The sequence below is a fragment of the Streptomyces sp. NPDC025618 genome (assembly GCF_055558795.1).
This window is the reverse complement of record NZ_JBVHLW010000015.1, coordinates 56,541-69,821: the sequence shown is the minus strand read 5'-3', so window position 1 is coordinate 69,821 and position 13,281 is coordinate 56,541. Positions and strand designations below refer to the sequence as shown.

Sequence of the window (13,281 nt, the reverse complement as noted above, 5' to 3'; positions counted from 1 at the left end):
GGATACGGAGATGACGGACCCCGAAGGAGGCCGTGCTCAACAGCCGGGCGCCACGCGGCGGGCCAGGGTGCCGCGCCCTACACTCCGAGGCTCCGGACGACGTAGGTGATGTGCTGGACGTTTCCGACCCACAGCCAGGTCTCGGCATTGCCCGTGCCGGTACCGCCGTGGGCAGGCACCACGCCCTGTGCGCAGTCGCGGAGCCAGGTCTCGCCGGCGCTGGTCCCGGGCCCGCGAAAGCCGTCCAAGCCGACGATCCGACGGGCGGCGGCGCGGTTCGCCTCAACGTGGTCCGGCCCCCGTCGCCACACCGTGCACAGGACGAAGGAGCGGTCGGTCGTGTAGCGGAGCGCACCCCAGGCCGGGCCTCCCTCGCTCTTCTTGAGAGGACATGCGCTGGCATCGGCCGGGAGAGTGCCGTAGTCCCCATAAGTGAGCTGCGGGAGATACGAACGGTGGCCATGGCCCATCTCGTGCCATATATCCCAGTCCGTACGGGGCTCCTCCCACAACCCCTGTTCCGCCATATCGGCCTTAATGTCCGGAAAGCCGCCGGACAGCGTCGCGACGGTGCGCCAAGGGGCCAGAGGAACCAGGACATCGAGACCCCGCAGTGCTTCTTTCGCGGCATCAGGGCGATCGGCGAGCACACAGCCGAGATCGAGGAGCAGGTCCAGGCGTAGGGATGGGCCGACGCGGGCAAGCAGGTCGCGTACCTCGCCGACCAGGCCTCCGTCCCACTCGCCTGTGACGAGCACCCGTACGCCCAGCCCTTTACCGGAACGCCGGGCGCAGCCAAGCACGGCGTTCTGTTGGCCAGTTGGGCGTCGTGGGCCGGTCACAGGACGCAGCGCGCCAAGCATGTCCGTGGTGTCGAGCAGCGTACGGGTCTGCGTCTCGTCGGATAAGGGCATGTCGAACCACCCGGCATGATGCCGGTGCACTCCCCTCACCGCCTCCAGATCCTTCCGGATGGCAGTGGCCGTTTCCGTCGGCGGCACCCCGGAATGGGGCAGGAGGTTCCAGAGCGGCACAACGGCTTCCCGAACCGGGGGCCCGAGCTTCCGATAGGCAGTCACAGCGTGTGGCCTCGCCGGCAGGACAGGTATATACAGCGGTCCGGACACGACGGCTCCCCCTCGGCTGTGCCCACCGTTTCCCTCCATGCCAGGGTCGGTATGAGCCGAACTCGACGGAAGAAGCGCTGTCCAGCCTGGGCGGCCGGGATACGGCATGCCGGAGATGCGTCCATGAATGGCGCATCATCATGTTCCTGTGACGCTGATCGCCCCACGAGGGAGTTGCGGCCGGCGAGCTGGTGAAGAGCGCGGCTGAAAGTACCCGGCAAACGGCTCGGGTCGATCCTTCTCGGCCGCCGCCCGGTGCTCGGGATGTGCGGAACCAAGCGCAGCCGGCAGCCCGGACGGGGCTGCGACAACGCTGCTCACGCGGCGGACTCAGCCCGGTCCCGTTTCGGACAGCATCGGCAACCGCGTCACGCACACCACGCTGCGCCGGCGTACGGCCGGAACCCCCGAAGGCGCGGGAGACGAGCGGCTCGTCTCAGACACGGTCGGCCATGACCGCGAGCTCCACCCGAGCTGTCAAGCCCGTGGGGAGGGGCGCCCGATGAGCGTCAGAACCCCTGACGCTCATCGGGCACACCACATAAAACCCCAGCTCAGACGCGATCCCCCGTGGGCTTGAGAATCGCCACACACTCCACATGATGCGTCATAGTAAAAACGTCAACGGAAACATGTCAAAGAAAACTGCAGGTCAGCGACTTGCGCGACGCAAATCGGGCGCAAGATCAATGTGCATTGCGGGCACTATGGGCGCTACGTGCGCACTTTCGACGCGCGCCCGCCAACCCAGAGGGGCCCTGAGGTCACCACCGCCGGAGATCTCGCCTTGTGGCATTTGAAATGCCATACTCGGGTCATGGCTGACGACGACACCGATTTCCCTCCCGGCGACGGCCCCACCAGCGGCATCTCCGTCTCCCTGACCGCCGGCACCCTGCAGGCGATCCGTGAGCGGGTCGGCAAGCGGGGTGTGTCCGCGTACCTGGAGAGGGCCGCCCAGCGGCAGATCGAGCGCGACAACCTGGACGAGCTGATCGCCGACTTCGACAAGACCCACGGCCCCGCCGACCCGGAGGCCGTGGCTGCCAAGCGGGCCAAGCTCACCAGTGGCACCTCCTCCGAGGCCGGGGCAGCCGCGTGAGCGGCGCGCTCATCCTGGACAGCGAGGGCCTGGCCAAGGCCGTACAGCGCGACCGCGAGGTCCACGAATGGCTCACCGCCGCCCGCGACGCCGACCTTCCGGTGATCACATCCGCCGCGGTCCTCGTTGAGGTGATCCACCCCCGGATCAACGACGCCGCCCTGAAGTGGACGCTGTCCCGGCTGCGGGTCGAGCCGGTCACCCAGGCCCTCGCCCAGTCCGCCGCCGGTCTGCTGCGCACGACCGGGCTGCACGGCCACAAGTACGCCATCGACGCCATGCTCTGCGCCACCGCCCTCGCCCAGCCCGGCCGCGTCACGATCCTGACATCCGACGTCGAGGACATCACCATCCTCACCGCTGACCACCCGCGCGTGACCGCCGAGAAGGTCTGACTCCTTCCTACACGGACCCGTCATGCTCGCCACCACCATCCTGGGCGCAACGGGACCGGTCACGATCGTCACCTCGGCCCCCAAGGACACATCGGCTCTCCGTGGGGGCCAGCACCGCCGTGATCAAGGTCTGACGCACGGCCGTGATGCCGTCGGAGAGGCTCCGTCCTCCCGTTGTCAGTGCCAGTTCCTGAGGCTGCCTTCGTGGTCGCCGCACAACCTCCCACACGCGGTCATGGAGGTCGGAACGCATGGAGCTCGACTACGACCATCTGGTCGCTCTACGCAGGCAGAGTGCCGCGTGGCGGCTGCTCACGGCCGACAACGCGGCGCTGATGCTGAGCTTCTTCAACAAGGTCTCGTCGAGCAGGGCACCCGCTCCGTCCCCGGTCCGGAGCTGACCGAGCGGCTCGACGACGAGCTGTTCGCGCTCAACGATCGACTGGGGCACCGAAAGGGAGGCGCACTACACGTACACCGACCCCCTCTCCGCCGGGTCATGCGGCAGGCGATGCACGGAGTGCGGGGAAGACCACCAAACGATCGTGGCCTTCGAACCCATCGGACTGCGTGGCGAGCCACCGGAAGCAACAGAACCCCTACCTCCGCCGCCGAAGAAGAAGCTGACACGAGCCGAACTCGAACTACGTGTTAAGACGCTGGAGAAGGAGAACGAACGCTTGCGCGCGAAGTTCAGTGGCTGAAGGTCACGGAGGCCGAGCTGACAGCAACGCTGAAGACGTCGCCCGCGCGGGCATCGACACGGCCCACGCCACCCCCGCTCGTTCGAGCGAATTGTTTCGAACCACCCGTCGCTGGCGAACGGAACTGACAACATGCCGCCGTCGTACGTCAACCTGGAGTCGAAGGCGGCCCATTGGAACGGCAGGTCAATGAGCGGCAGCTCTCGGTGCTGCAGTGGGTGGAAGACGGGTGCCCTGTCGGCGTTTGGAAGACCAGCTCCTACAAGACCACCTGTCAGGCACTGCAGAACCGGGGCCTGGTCACGGTCTCCCGGAAGGGCGGGCAGTGGAGCGTCGCCCTGACGAGCGCCGGCCAGCACTATCTGGCGCACGGCACGTACCCTCCCCGCGGGTCTCGCCCGCGGAAGGCTCAGGCCGCTGCTCCGCAACCCCCGTCCGCTCGAGCGCAGGAAGCCCCGGCCGCCGGGCGGAAGCCAAGCCCTCCATCACAGCCTCGCGTGACGTTCACGGAGCAGCTGTTGCAGGAGCTCGCGGAGGCCGACGGCCGGATCGTCAAGAGCGGCAGCGGTCCGGACCTGGAGAAGTGGCCGTCCCGCGTCGCCGCGGCACGCAGGTCGGGAAGGATCCCGGAGACGAAGGAGCTGTACGGGGGCTGGTGCCGTGGCGGGTACGAAATCAAACTGGTCGACATCCCCGCCTGGCGCCTCGCCGTCCTCGCACCCGTCCCCGTTCCCTCTCGGCTCACGCGGCCTCACGCCGTGGTCCGGGCCATGCAGAACGAACCCCAGCCGCTGGGCCTGGCCAAGCCCGTCCAAGGACGTGCCCTCCGGCTCATCCAGGCGCTGATCACCGCCGCCGAGACCGTAGGACACTCCAGTTCGGCAGGACAGACCGGCTCCGCACCTCCGTCTCATCGCCGCCGCAGAGCAACTCCTCACTTCACCATCACCGCACAGGGCCAGACTGTGGGGTTCCTCGTCCTCCAGGAGCAAGACCGGACCGAGCACGTCGCTACCGAGAAGGAACTCGCCGAGGCCAAGAAGAACTCCTGGATCAGGATCCCCCGCTTCGACTACACCCCGTCCGAACGGCTCCGCTTCGTCCTCAGCGGCGGCCAACCGCACCGGGCGAGCGAATGGGCCGACACCCCCGGCCGCGCCCTCGAAGACCAGCTCGCAGAGATCGCCCACGAGGTCACCCTCCGCGGCGAAGCCGCCGAACGCAGACGCCAGGACGAGATCGAAGCGGCACGCCAGAAGCGCATCCGCTGGGAAACCGCCATGGAAGAAGCCCGCATCCAGTACGCGGAGGCCTACCGCGTCCAGCACCTCGAAGCGCAGGAAAGAGCGTGGCGTCACGCAGCGGGCTTGGCCGAGTACATCAGCGCGCTCCGCCTCCACGCAGAGACTCTGCCGACCGGACCGACCAGGGACGACGTCGAGACATGGATCGCATGGGCAGAGAGCCACGTGCAACACCTGAACCCCTTCAACGGTTCACCGTTGCTGCCTGCAGTCCCTGCGCCCCGCCCCGAGGATCTCAAGCCATTCTTGAGCGACTGGAGCCCGTACGGCCCCAGCTACTGAGCACCCGCACCGCCAGACGTCCGCCCGCCAAAGCACGGCGGGAGCACACCTGCCACCGCAACCAGCGGCGCCGGAACCCCAGCCGCCTTCCTTCAAGTCCCCGCAAAGACATTCCTCGGGAGCACGCCTCCCACCCAGCTAGAGGGCGTCTGAGAGGGCGTTCTGCGAGTCTTGGGCGGTTCCCGTAGGGCTTGAAGGCAGGTTGTCCGGTTCCGGGCCTTGCGGTTCGCCGCGGCTGCGGTGTGCTGGTGGACGTGTGTGAGCGGCCTGCGTACCCGAGCGATCTGTCGGATGGAGCCTGGGAGCTGATCCGGCCAGTCATCACCGCCTGGAAGGCGAAGCACCCTTCGGTCAGCGGGCACGAGGGACAGTACGAGATGCGGGAGGTCGTCAACGCCATCCTGTACCAGGCGCGCACCGGCTGTCAGTGGCGCTACCTGCCCCACGACCTGCCGCCGAAGAGCGCGGTGTACTACTACTTCGCCAAACGGCGCGACGACGGCACCGCCGAGACCCTCCATGACCTGCTGCGCTGGCAGATCCGCGAAAGCCGCAAGCGGCGCGAGGACCCCACCGCCGTTGTCCTGGACTCCCAGACCGTGCGGGCCTCGACGAACGCACCGAAGGAGACGACCGGGCAGGATCCAGGCAAGAGGAGCCCGGGCCGCAAACGGGGCATCGCCACCGACGTCCTCGGCCTGATCATCGCGGTCGTCGTGGTCGCCGCGAGCGTGCACGACAACGCGATCGGCATCACGCTGCTGGACAAGGCCGCCGCGAGCGCGCCGACCGTGACGAAGGCATAGGCCGACGCCGGCTTCAAGGAGGCCGTCGTGGAGCACGGCGCCCGCCTCGGAATCGACGTCGAGATCGTGCAGCGCGAGCCGGGGACGAAAGGGTTCACCCCGCAGCCGAAGCGATGGGTGGTCGAGCAGACGCTCGGCACCCTCATGCTGCACAGACGCCTCGTGCGCGATTACGAGACCAAGCCGGCCAGCTCAGTGGCCTGGATCCACTGGTCCATGACCGGCCTCATGCTCCACCGCCTCACCCGCACCACCACTGCGACCTGGCGCGACCCGCCCACCCGACACCCCTCGCCTCCGACGAACCGGAACATCGATGAAGCATCTCCTGGACAAGATCGAGGCCCGGCAGCAGCTGGTACGCGAGACGGCCGGACAACTGCGTGAGCAGATCGCACTGCTCACCGAACAACTCGCCGCCGCCGAACGCACCCTGGAACGCCTGGACATCACTCGCGAGACGATGCTGGAACTGGCCTCCGAGGACGGTACCGAGCCGCCCGAGCCGCTGCCGCCCGGCTACCGTGAGGTCCTCGCTGCCTTCGAGCAGGCTGGGTACGGGCTCCGCGCGAAGGAGGTCTGCGAGACGCTGGGCATCGGCACCGAACCGCGGCACACCGAGAGCATCCGCGCCAAGCTGAAACGCCTCGTCGACCGCGACATCCTCGCCGAGCCCGAACCTGGCCTGTTCACCCTGGCTCAGCCCGCACCGGCCACCCCGGACCTCAACTCAACCTGAAATTCGGCGAACCAACACAGGACACCAAGTCAGAGGTCGCTCAGGAGAGCGCGACCGCGAGGCAGGCCGTCAGGAAGACGATCTGCAGTACGGTGCGCGGAGCGAGCCGACTGAGGGGGCTAAGCAGGACGCCGCTTCGGGCCGCGCGAACGTTGGCCGGGAACATCACCACCATCAACACCCCCAGGCACCCCGCCGCCAGACGGCTGGTGAGGGGGACGAGCAGCCCGACCGCCCCGGCGAGCTCCAGCACACCGGTGATCGTGACGAGCAGTTCGGGCCTGGGCAGGCGCGCGGGAACGATGCGGGTCAAATCCGCGCGCCGTCGGGTGAAGTGCGCCGTGCCGGTCAGCGCGAACATCGCGGCCAGACCGACTCGCAGCGCCGCCTGCCATCCTTCCAGCGCGTCCACGCCTGCCAGCCCCAGCAGCCACGCCAGAGCAGATCCGACGAGCAGGGTCATCAACGGCGCCATGCGCACCTCAATCATTCCGTCTTCAATCTTTCCAATGGCAAGATCGAAATCTATGTACGGCATCTTGTCAATGTCAAGATTCGGCTAGACTGCCGCGATGAACGCCCCCCTCAACGGACGGACACAGCAGTACCACCACGGAGATCTACGGCGCGCACTGCTCAACCACGCGGCCGCCGCCATCTCCGAATCCGGCGTGGCAAAGGTCAGCCTCCGCGAACTCGCTCGGCGTGCAGGCGTCTCGCACGCCGCACCGACGCACCACTTCGGCAGCCGTGAGGGCTTGCTGACGGCGCTGGCGACCCAGGGCTTCCACGCACTGGCCGACCTGATGCACAACGCACAGGAACAGACCGCCGACTTCGCGGAGATGGGCGTGGCCTACGTACAGTTCGCACTCAGCCACCCCGCACATTTCGAGGTCATGTTCCAGCCCCACCTCCACCAGGGCGACGACCCGGCACTGCGCGCCGCTCAGCAGCGCGCCGGCGAACTCCTCTATGGCGCCCCCAATCTGCCCGGCACCGGAACCCGGGACGCGGGCATCGCCGCCTGGTCGCTCGTGCACGGTTTCGCCACCCTCTGGCTGAGCAACGCCCTCCCCACCGAACAGGGCACCCCACCAGAACAGCGGGCCCGCCAGGCGATCCGCGCCTTCCTCGACGGCCGCAACAACGGGGACCTGGCTGCAAACGACGGCTGAGCGGTCCCGGGACGGCCGCTCGGGCCCGTGCGCCCTCACCCAGGGCACCGGCCAGCCCAGACGTAAACTCAAGCTGAAACCGGTGAATCCTCGCAGAACACCCACTTACTGGTCATCAACGTCAACCCGCTGATGCCGAGTGACGGTTACACGGCGATCGAAGCGGCTACCGGAGTCACCAACGGCCGCGGCAGGGCCTTCGCACTGCTGCGCCACACCACCCGACGCCAGCCACTGCCTGCGCATCTCGCCAACCTCACTGTGCGGGCCCGCCGTGGCTACATGGCGTACGGGGTCTTCTCCGTGGCCTATGCCTGCTTCCTTGCCTTCGCCATGCTCCACGCGCTGCCGACTACCGTGGACCTCGTGCTCTCGGTGGTAGGCCGATGATCTCTCCTCTTGTCTCGCCCGTGCTGCTGACCAGGGTGGCAGGCCTGCCCTCCGACGCGCTGGACCTGGTAGCCCCAGCAACTTGCAAGCTGCTTTGTGAACTTGCTTCAACATCCAAACGATTAAGCACGCTGGCACCCGAACTCATCGACGCCCTCTTCGAACTCGTCCCCCAGCTCGACGATAACGTTCCGCTACGCCGCAAAGTCCTGGCCGGAAAGCGGTCTGTCAACCGGCTGGCCCCCCTCCCCTGGGGCGAGGACGTACGGCGCAGCCTGGCAGAACAGCTAGAGCCCCAGCAGTCCGCACTCCTGGATGCCTGGATACGGATCACCGAGGAGCGGGAGGGGCTGCTGGAGCAGCTCCGTGTGCAGCTCGGCGAGGACCGGGAACAGGCGGTCCGCGCCCTGCACCAGGCACTTGAGGACGCCGCTTCCGAGGACGGGGAGAGCAGGTTCGCCGAGTCCCTGGCGCTTGCCGCTCCCGACTGGATCCAGCATCGCCACCGGAAGGCGCGCTCGACCAGGAAACTGAAGACCTGGTACTCGTACGTCGCCCGCGCAGCCGTGAAGACCAGCCCCTTCTCCGGACTGACCACAGTCGGCGAGGCCGGTACGCCGGGACAGCGCCGGGCGCGCAGCCGTACGTCCGCCACTTTGGCTTATCTGGCACTGCGCAGACTGGCGCAGGACGAGTCGACAGCGGGGCTGCTGCGCTACCGGGTCGCCCCCATCCGACCCGGCACCCCCACCGAACCCGACGGGCTGCTGCTGCACAGCGAGGTACTCATCACCGAAGGGGTCATCTGGCGCCACGACCGAGCGGTCGAGGCGGACCATGCACTCCCCTTGCTCGTCGGACTCCCGCCGCACGTCACCCTTGCCGAACTCCTCGCCACTCTCGGCGGCGCCCGTCCCTTCGCCCGGTTCCGCCGACTGCTGGGCGCCGGGCTCGTGCATCCAGTGCCGCCCTGGAACCAAGGCGAGGACCCCTTCCCGGCCATGGCCAGGCTGTTGGACAGCGACGTATCGGCCTCCCTGATCGCGCGCGCGGACCTACAGCGGGCGCACGTCCTCGGCGCCCGCGCCCGGCATGAGAACGTAGGAGGCCGGATCGCCGCCGTCGCGGGGCTCCGCGAACTGACCGCTGGTTGGAATGAGCACAGTGACCGCAGCGAGCGCAAGCCCAGCGGACTGATCTACGAAGACCGGGAGACTGGCCTTGACCTGCCCGATCCACTGACCGTGTCCGAGGTCCGAGCGGACCTCACTGCGCTGGGCGAGCAGATGCGGCCGTACCTTTTCCGATCGCATCTCTACGACTTCCTCCTGGACAGCTTCGTCGCAGAGTTCGGTATTGGCGGTGTCTGTCAGGATCCACTCAGCTTTCTGATGCGGCTCACCGTTGACCGGGATGCCAACCTGCCGCTCGAACATGCCCTGTTCGCAGACATGACGAGTCGGCGCAAGCCGGGAGACCGGGCCTGGCTTCCGGTCGGACCGACCAGTGCACCGCCGAACGTCGGCGTCTTCTTCCAGCTGGAGGCCGCCAGCCAGGGTGCTGTCAGGGCGGGCCAATACCGGCTCGTGGTCAATCAGTTCGGGGCAGGCAGTGGAGGGCTGTTCACAAGGTTCAGCAAGCTGCTCGGCGGCGGCTTCCGGAACCGCCTCGCCTCGCATATCGAACACTGCTGGAACGGAGTGCGCTGCCGGGAGCTGGTGGTGTGGACCGACTGCAACACCGTGCAAGCCGAATGCGGCGGGCTGTTGCCGCCGTTGCTACTGCCGGGAGAGGTCGGTGCGAATGATGGGATGACGCTGGACAAGACCGTACTGGCCCACGACCCGGACAACCACACCCTCTCCCTCTTCGACCGGGCCGGCGACCCCATCGGCCTTGCCTACCTGGGACTCATCCCACAGCATCTGCTCCAGTCGTACATCCGGCTGCTCGCCATACTCGCCGACCCATGGGTCAACGGGTCGCCGCACTCCGACTACACAATGACGAAGGCCTACGAGCTGAGTTCGCACTGCGGCAACGACGTGGTGACGCTACCCCGAATCACAGACGGTCCGCAGGGCCGCGTCGTCACTCGGCGCGCCTCATGGATCGTGCCGACCAGAACGATCCCACGTGCTGAAACCGGCGAGCACGATGAAACCGGACTCATGGTCCGGATCGATGAGTTCCGGCGAGCCCACGGGATCCCTGAGGAGGTCTTCGTGCATCAGCTCGCCAACACGGGCGCCACCTTTGGTATGGCGGCCGACCGTAAGCCGATGTGGGCTTCCCTGGCTTCGCCGCTCTCTATGGATGTACTCCATCAGTGGTTGAGCCCGGAGACCAACTACCTCCGCCTGGTAGAAGCTCTTCCCGAGCGCTCTCTGCACCCGCAGCGCGATGCCCTTGGCCGACCACGGGCCACCGAGCACGTGGCCCTGCTTTCCTGGCCCAAGGAGAACTGACCGTGGAGCTTCTGGACCGTACGGACCGATACAAGCAGGCTGTGGACACGGACTGGTGGTACGTCCGTGCTTACCCCGGGCACCCGGACCTGATGGACGAGGCCACCCGCGTACTGACCTCTTGGCTCGCATCGCGGGCGGCCGAGGAGAAGGCCCCGGCCTGGTTCTTCACCCGCTACTGGGATATGAGCGGCCACCATCTGCGGCTGCGCCTCAAGTGCTCCGCCGACGGCGTCGACCGTATCCACGACCGGCTGCCCGAGCTCGTCCAGCTACTCAACTCACTCGGCAGGCCCGTCGCCGCGGAACGCCTCATCCCCGGCTCTGTGCCTCAGGGACTGCCCCTGGTCAAACAGGCCCGCTTCTGCGTGTACGCGCCAGAGCTCGCCAAATATGGCGGGTCGGCCGGGGTGGCGCGGGCCGAAGTGCTGTTCACGGCATCCTGCCGCTGGTACAACGACCACGGGCTCGGCTCCCTCGACCCACTGTTTGACCGAGCAGCGCTGGCCGTCACGTACATGGGAGCTCTCGTGCAAGCGGCGCTCCACGAGGGAGCGCGGGCGGAGTTCTGGACAGCGCACCGGCGCCAGTGGGGCCGACAGTTACGCATGGCCGCCCCGGAGCAGGAGGAACTGCGCCGTCTTCTCTCCCGTGCGGCGAATGGCACCCGTACAGCCGCCGCACGCCTCGGCTCTGGCCTCAGAGAAGGCATTGAGGCACACATCGAGGCAGTTGTACGCACCCTCGACGGGGCTGCGGGGGACCAAAACCCCGTGCCAAGGCAGGTGTTGCTTCTTCACTACCTGCACATGGACCTCAACCGCTGGGGATTCGTACCAGCCGAGGAGAGCCTGCTCGGCGTCCTCGCCTCGGCCAACTAGGCTCCGCTGCCCGCAGGTTTCCTTCTGTGCACCCACTTGCCGATTCGGAAAGTTAGTGCCAGAGTTACATCCGGCACAGCGAGATCTCAGCGGCAACCGATGAGAGGCAGACGCGGAATGCCTGAACACGACCCGTCTTATGACGCGGCGATCATGCTGACGAACGTCACCAAGCGCTATCCGGGCCCCAACGGCGACATCGTGGCTATGGCCGGCATCGACCTGGCTGTGCGGCCCGGAGAGATCTTCGGTCTGCTCGGCCCCAACGGCGCCGGGAAGACCACCACCATCGAGACGCTGGTCGGTCTGCGCCGCCCCACTGGGGGCACAGTTCGAGTCCTCGGCTATGACCCCGTTGCACAGCGCTGCGAGGTGCGCAAGTGCGTTGCGATCCAGCCGCAACAGGCCGCGGTGTTCGAGCAGCAGACAGTGGCGGAACTGCTTCGGGTCTGGGCCTCCTTCTTCACCGACCCTGACACCCCCGACGCCATCATCACCAAGATGGGTCTGACGGACTCACGCGACGTCCGGGTGGCGAAGCTCTCGGGCGGCCAACGGCAGCGATTGCTCGTGGGTACGGCGCTCATCTCCCGCCCGCACCTGCTGGTGCTCGACGAGCCGTCGACCGGCTTGGACCCTAACGCACGGCAGGAACTGTGGAACGCGGTCCGTAACCACCGCAAGGCCGGTGGCACCGTACTGCTCTCGACCCATTCCATGGAGGAAGCCGAGATGCTCTGCGACCGGGTGGCCGTGCTGCACAAAGGCACGGTCGCCGCTTGCGGAGCCCCGCGGGACTTGATCAGCACCCACTCACCCGATCGAGAACTGCACTTCACCGTCCCCACAGGCACCGATCTGACCGAACTGCGAGGCACGGCCGGGGTATCCAGCGTGGACACCCACGCCACCGACGACGGCACCCGGGTGGTGGTTCGGACCAGCGACTCCGACGCGGCGTTCGCCCTGCTCGCAGGCCCGCTCGGCGCCCGGCAGATCCAGCTCAAGGAGGCCGGACTGGGAGCTGTCTTCCGCCTCCTGACCGGGGTCTCCTTCCATGAGGCAGCCGACGGAGCAAACGCAGGCGGAGCGGACACCAGCAAAGAGTCCGCCGAAGCGGAAGGCGTGATGGCGTGATCTCCCTGACCTCTCGTGAACTGGCGCTCCTCCACGTGCGTGAACTCATCCGCGACCCGAAGTACTTCTACTTTGCGCTGTTCTTCCCCTTCGGCATGCTGGGCATCTTCCTCTGCATCGGCTCGGTCATTCCGCAGAAATCCGACACCCCTGACTTCCTCCAGCTCGTCATCCCGATGGCGATCTTCCTGGCCGTCACCAGTTCCGCACTGACCGTCACCGCAGGACCTCTGGCCAACCTGCGCGCCAAGGGCACGCTGCGGCTGCTCGGCACCACCCCTGTCGGCCGGGCACGGCTGGTGTTCACGCACATGCTCGCCAGGGTCGTCATGGTCATCGCCCAGGCGGCCGTGCTGCTCACGCTGGCGGTTGCCCTCGGCAAAGTGGAGCCGAGTCGGCTTCCGGCCCTCTTCGGGATCGCGCTGCTGGGCCTGGCAATGTTCGGTGGGTTCGGCTACCTGATCGGCGGGCGGCTGTCCTCACCGGACGCTGCTGCCAACGTGGGTACGCTCGTCCAGCTCGCGGCGCTGTTCCTGAGCGGTCTGGCATTCCCGCTGGATCTCATGCCCGCTGCCGTCCGCACGACGCTGAGCCTGCTGCCTACGTCCTTCTTCGCAGACCTAATGCTCACACAGATGTCGCATGGTGACCCGTACCACCCAGTGTGGCTGTCGCTCCTGGTCGTTACCGCCACCACCGTCGTGGCAGTCTTCCTTGCCGTGCGTACGTTCAAGTGGGACCAGGGCGAAACCGGGTAAGTACGAGCGC

The 13,281-nt window shown here is 67.2% G+C and carries 13 protein-coding genes and 1 pseudogene; 12 read left to right on the top strand and 2 right to left on the bottom strand.

Translation table 11 applies throughout. The features are described 5' to 3' along the window. Positions 1 to 77: 77 nt before the first annotated feature. Positions 78 to 1,166, bottom strand: a complete 1,089-nt coding sequence (locus tag ACZ4A5_RS15730) for a beta family protein (protein WP_467583107.1) — start codon at positions 1,164 to 1,166, stop codon at positions 78 to 80. 778 nt (positions 1,167 to 1,944) lie between these two features. On the opposite strand from ACZ4A5_RS15730, the gene ACZ4A5_RS15725 reads away from it, so the two are divergent. The 7 genes and pseudogenes from ACZ4A5_RS15725 (at position 1,945) to ACZ4A5_RS15695 (ending at position 6,459) form a co-directional block, all read left to right on the top strand. Continuing rightward, a complete protein-coding gene (locus ACZ4A5_RS15725; RefSeq protein ID WP_121796848.1) occupies positions 1,945 to 2,229 on the top strand; it encodes a hypothetical protein in 285 nt (94 codons plus the stop codon). Further along, complete coding sequence (locus ACZ4A5_RS15720; protein WP_467583102.1) at positions 2,226 to 2,624, top strand: type II toxin-antitoxin system VapC family toxin; 399 nt, start codon at positions 2,226 to 2,228, stop codon at positions 2,622 to 2,624. The genes ACZ4A5_RS15725 and ACZ4A5_RS15720 overlap by 4 nt, the downstream gene beginning before the upstream one ends. A gap of 251 nt (positions 2,625 to 2,875) precedes the next feature. Continuing rightward, positions 2,876 to 3,025, top strand: coding sequence for a hypothetical protein (locus ACZ4A5_RS15715; RefSeq protein WP_467583099.1), 150 nt, complete (start codon positions 2,876 to 2,878; stop codon positions 3,023 to 3,025). A gap of 144 nt (positions 3,026 to 3,169) precedes the next feature. Continuing rightward, positions 3,170 to 3,328 carry a hypothetical protein gene (locus ACZ4A5_RS15710; RefSeq protein ID WP_467583097.1) on the top strand — a complete coding sequence of 53 codons (159 nt, stop codon included), beginning with the start codon at positions 3,170 to 3,172 and terminating at the stop codon, positions 3,326 to 3,328. A 497-nt stretch (positions 3,329 to 3,825) separates the two neighbouring features. Next, positions 3,826 to 4,914, top strand: coding sequence for a hypothetical protein (locus ACZ4A5_RS15705; protein ID WP_467583094.1), 1,089 nt, complete (start codon positions 3,826 to 3,828; stop codon positions 4,912 to 4,914). A 254-nt stretch (positions 4,915 to 5,168) separates the two neighbouring features. Further along, positions 5,169 to 6,107: pseudogene (locus tag ACZ4A5_RS15700) on the top strand (IS5 family transposase). After that, entirely contained in the window at positions 6,037 to 6,459 is a 423-nt protein-coding gene (locus ACZ4A5_RS15695) for a hypothetical protein (protein ID WP_467583092.1), read from the top strand. Before ACZ4A5_RS15700 ends, ACZ4A5_RS15695 begins: the two are co-directional and overlap by 71 nt. A gap of 40 nt (positions 6,460 to 6,499) precedes the next feature. Here ACZ4A5_RS15695 and ACZ4A5_RS15690 read toward each other — a convergent pair whose 3' ends face one another. Then, a complete protein-coding gene (locus tag ACZ4A5_RS15690) occupies positions 6,500 to 6,997 on the bottom strand; it encodes a DoxX family protein (RefSeq protein WP_467583089.1) in 498 nt (165 codons plus the stop codon). Positions 6,998 to 7,031: 34 nt separating this feature from the next. Between ACZ4A5_RS15690 and ACZ4A5_RS15685 the strand changes: the two genes are divergently transcribed. From ACZ4A5_RS15685 to ACZ4A5_RS15665, 5 genes are all read left to right on the top strand, one after another. Further along, entirely contained in the window at positions 7,032 to 7,637 is a 606-nt protein-coding gene (locus ACZ4A5_RS15685; RefSeq protein ID WP_467583086.1) for a TetR/AcrR family transcriptional regulator, read from the top strand. 410 nt (positions 7,638 to 8,047) lie between these two features. Then, positions 8,048 to 10,495, top strand: coding sequence for a hypothetical protein (locus ACZ4A5_RS15680; protein WP_467583083.1), 2,448 nt, complete (start codon positions 8,048 to 8,050; stop codon positions 10,493 to 10,495). A gap of 2 nt (positions 10,496 to 10,497) precedes the next feature. Continuing rightward, positions 10,498 to 11,376 (top strand): thiopeptide-type bacteriocin biosynthesis protein, encoded by an 879-nt coding sequence (locus ACZ4A5_RS15675; protein ID WP_467583080.1) that lies wholly within the window; start codon positions 10,498 to 10,500, stop codon positions 11,374 to 11,376. 117 nt (positions 11,377 to 11,493) lie between these two features. Next, positions 11,494 to 12,513 (top strand): ABC transporter ATP-binding protein, encoded by a 1,020-nt coding sequence (locus ACZ4A5_RS15670; protein ID WP_467583077.1) that lies wholly within the window; start codon positions 11,494 to 11,496, stop codon positions 12,511 to 12,513. Continuing rightward, the gene (locus ACZ4A5_RS15665; protein WP_467583074.1) at positions 12,510 to 13,271 is read left to right on the top strand and encodes an ABC transporter permease; all 762 of its coding nucleotides are present in this window, start codon (positions 12,510 to 12,512) and stop codon (positions 13,269 to 13,271) included. The genes ACZ4A5_RS15670 and ACZ4A5_RS15665 overlap by 4 nt, the downstream gene beginning before the upstream one ends. Positions 13,272 to 13,281 lie beyond the last annotated feature (10 nt).

Excerpts from the sequence above, each read along its gene's own strand:
- ACZ4A5_RS15670 (WP_467583077.1), top strand. The coding sequence starts at position 11,494 with ATGCCTGAACACGACCCGTCTTATGACGCGGCGATCATGCTGACGAAC.
- ACZ4A5_RS15730 (WP_467583107.1), bottom strand. The coding sequence starts at position 1,166 with ATGGAGGGAAACGGTGGGCACAGCCGAGGGGGAGCCGTCGTGTCCGGA.
- ACZ4A5_RS15725 (WP_121796848.1), top strand. The coding sequence starts at position 1,945 with ATGGCTGACGACGACACCGATTTCCCTCCCGGCGACGGCCCCACCAGC.
- ACZ4A5_RS15685 (WP_467583086.1), top strand. The coding sequence starts at position 7,032 with ATGAACGCCCCCCTCAACGGACGGACACAGCAGTACCACCACGGAGAT.
- ACZ4A5_RS15715 (WP_467583099.1), top strand. The coding sequence starts at position 2,876 with ATGGAGCTCGACTACGACCATCTGGTCGCTCTACGCAGGCAGAGTGCC.
- ACZ4A5_RS15695 (WP_467583092.1), top strand. The coding sequence starts at position 6,037 with ATGAAGCATCTCCTGGACAAGATCGAGGCCCGGCAGCAGCTGGTACGC.
- ACZ4A5_RS15690 (WP_467583089.1), bottom strand. The coding sequence starts at position 6,997 with ATGCCGTACATAGATTTCGATCTTGCCATTGGAAAGATTGAAGACGGA.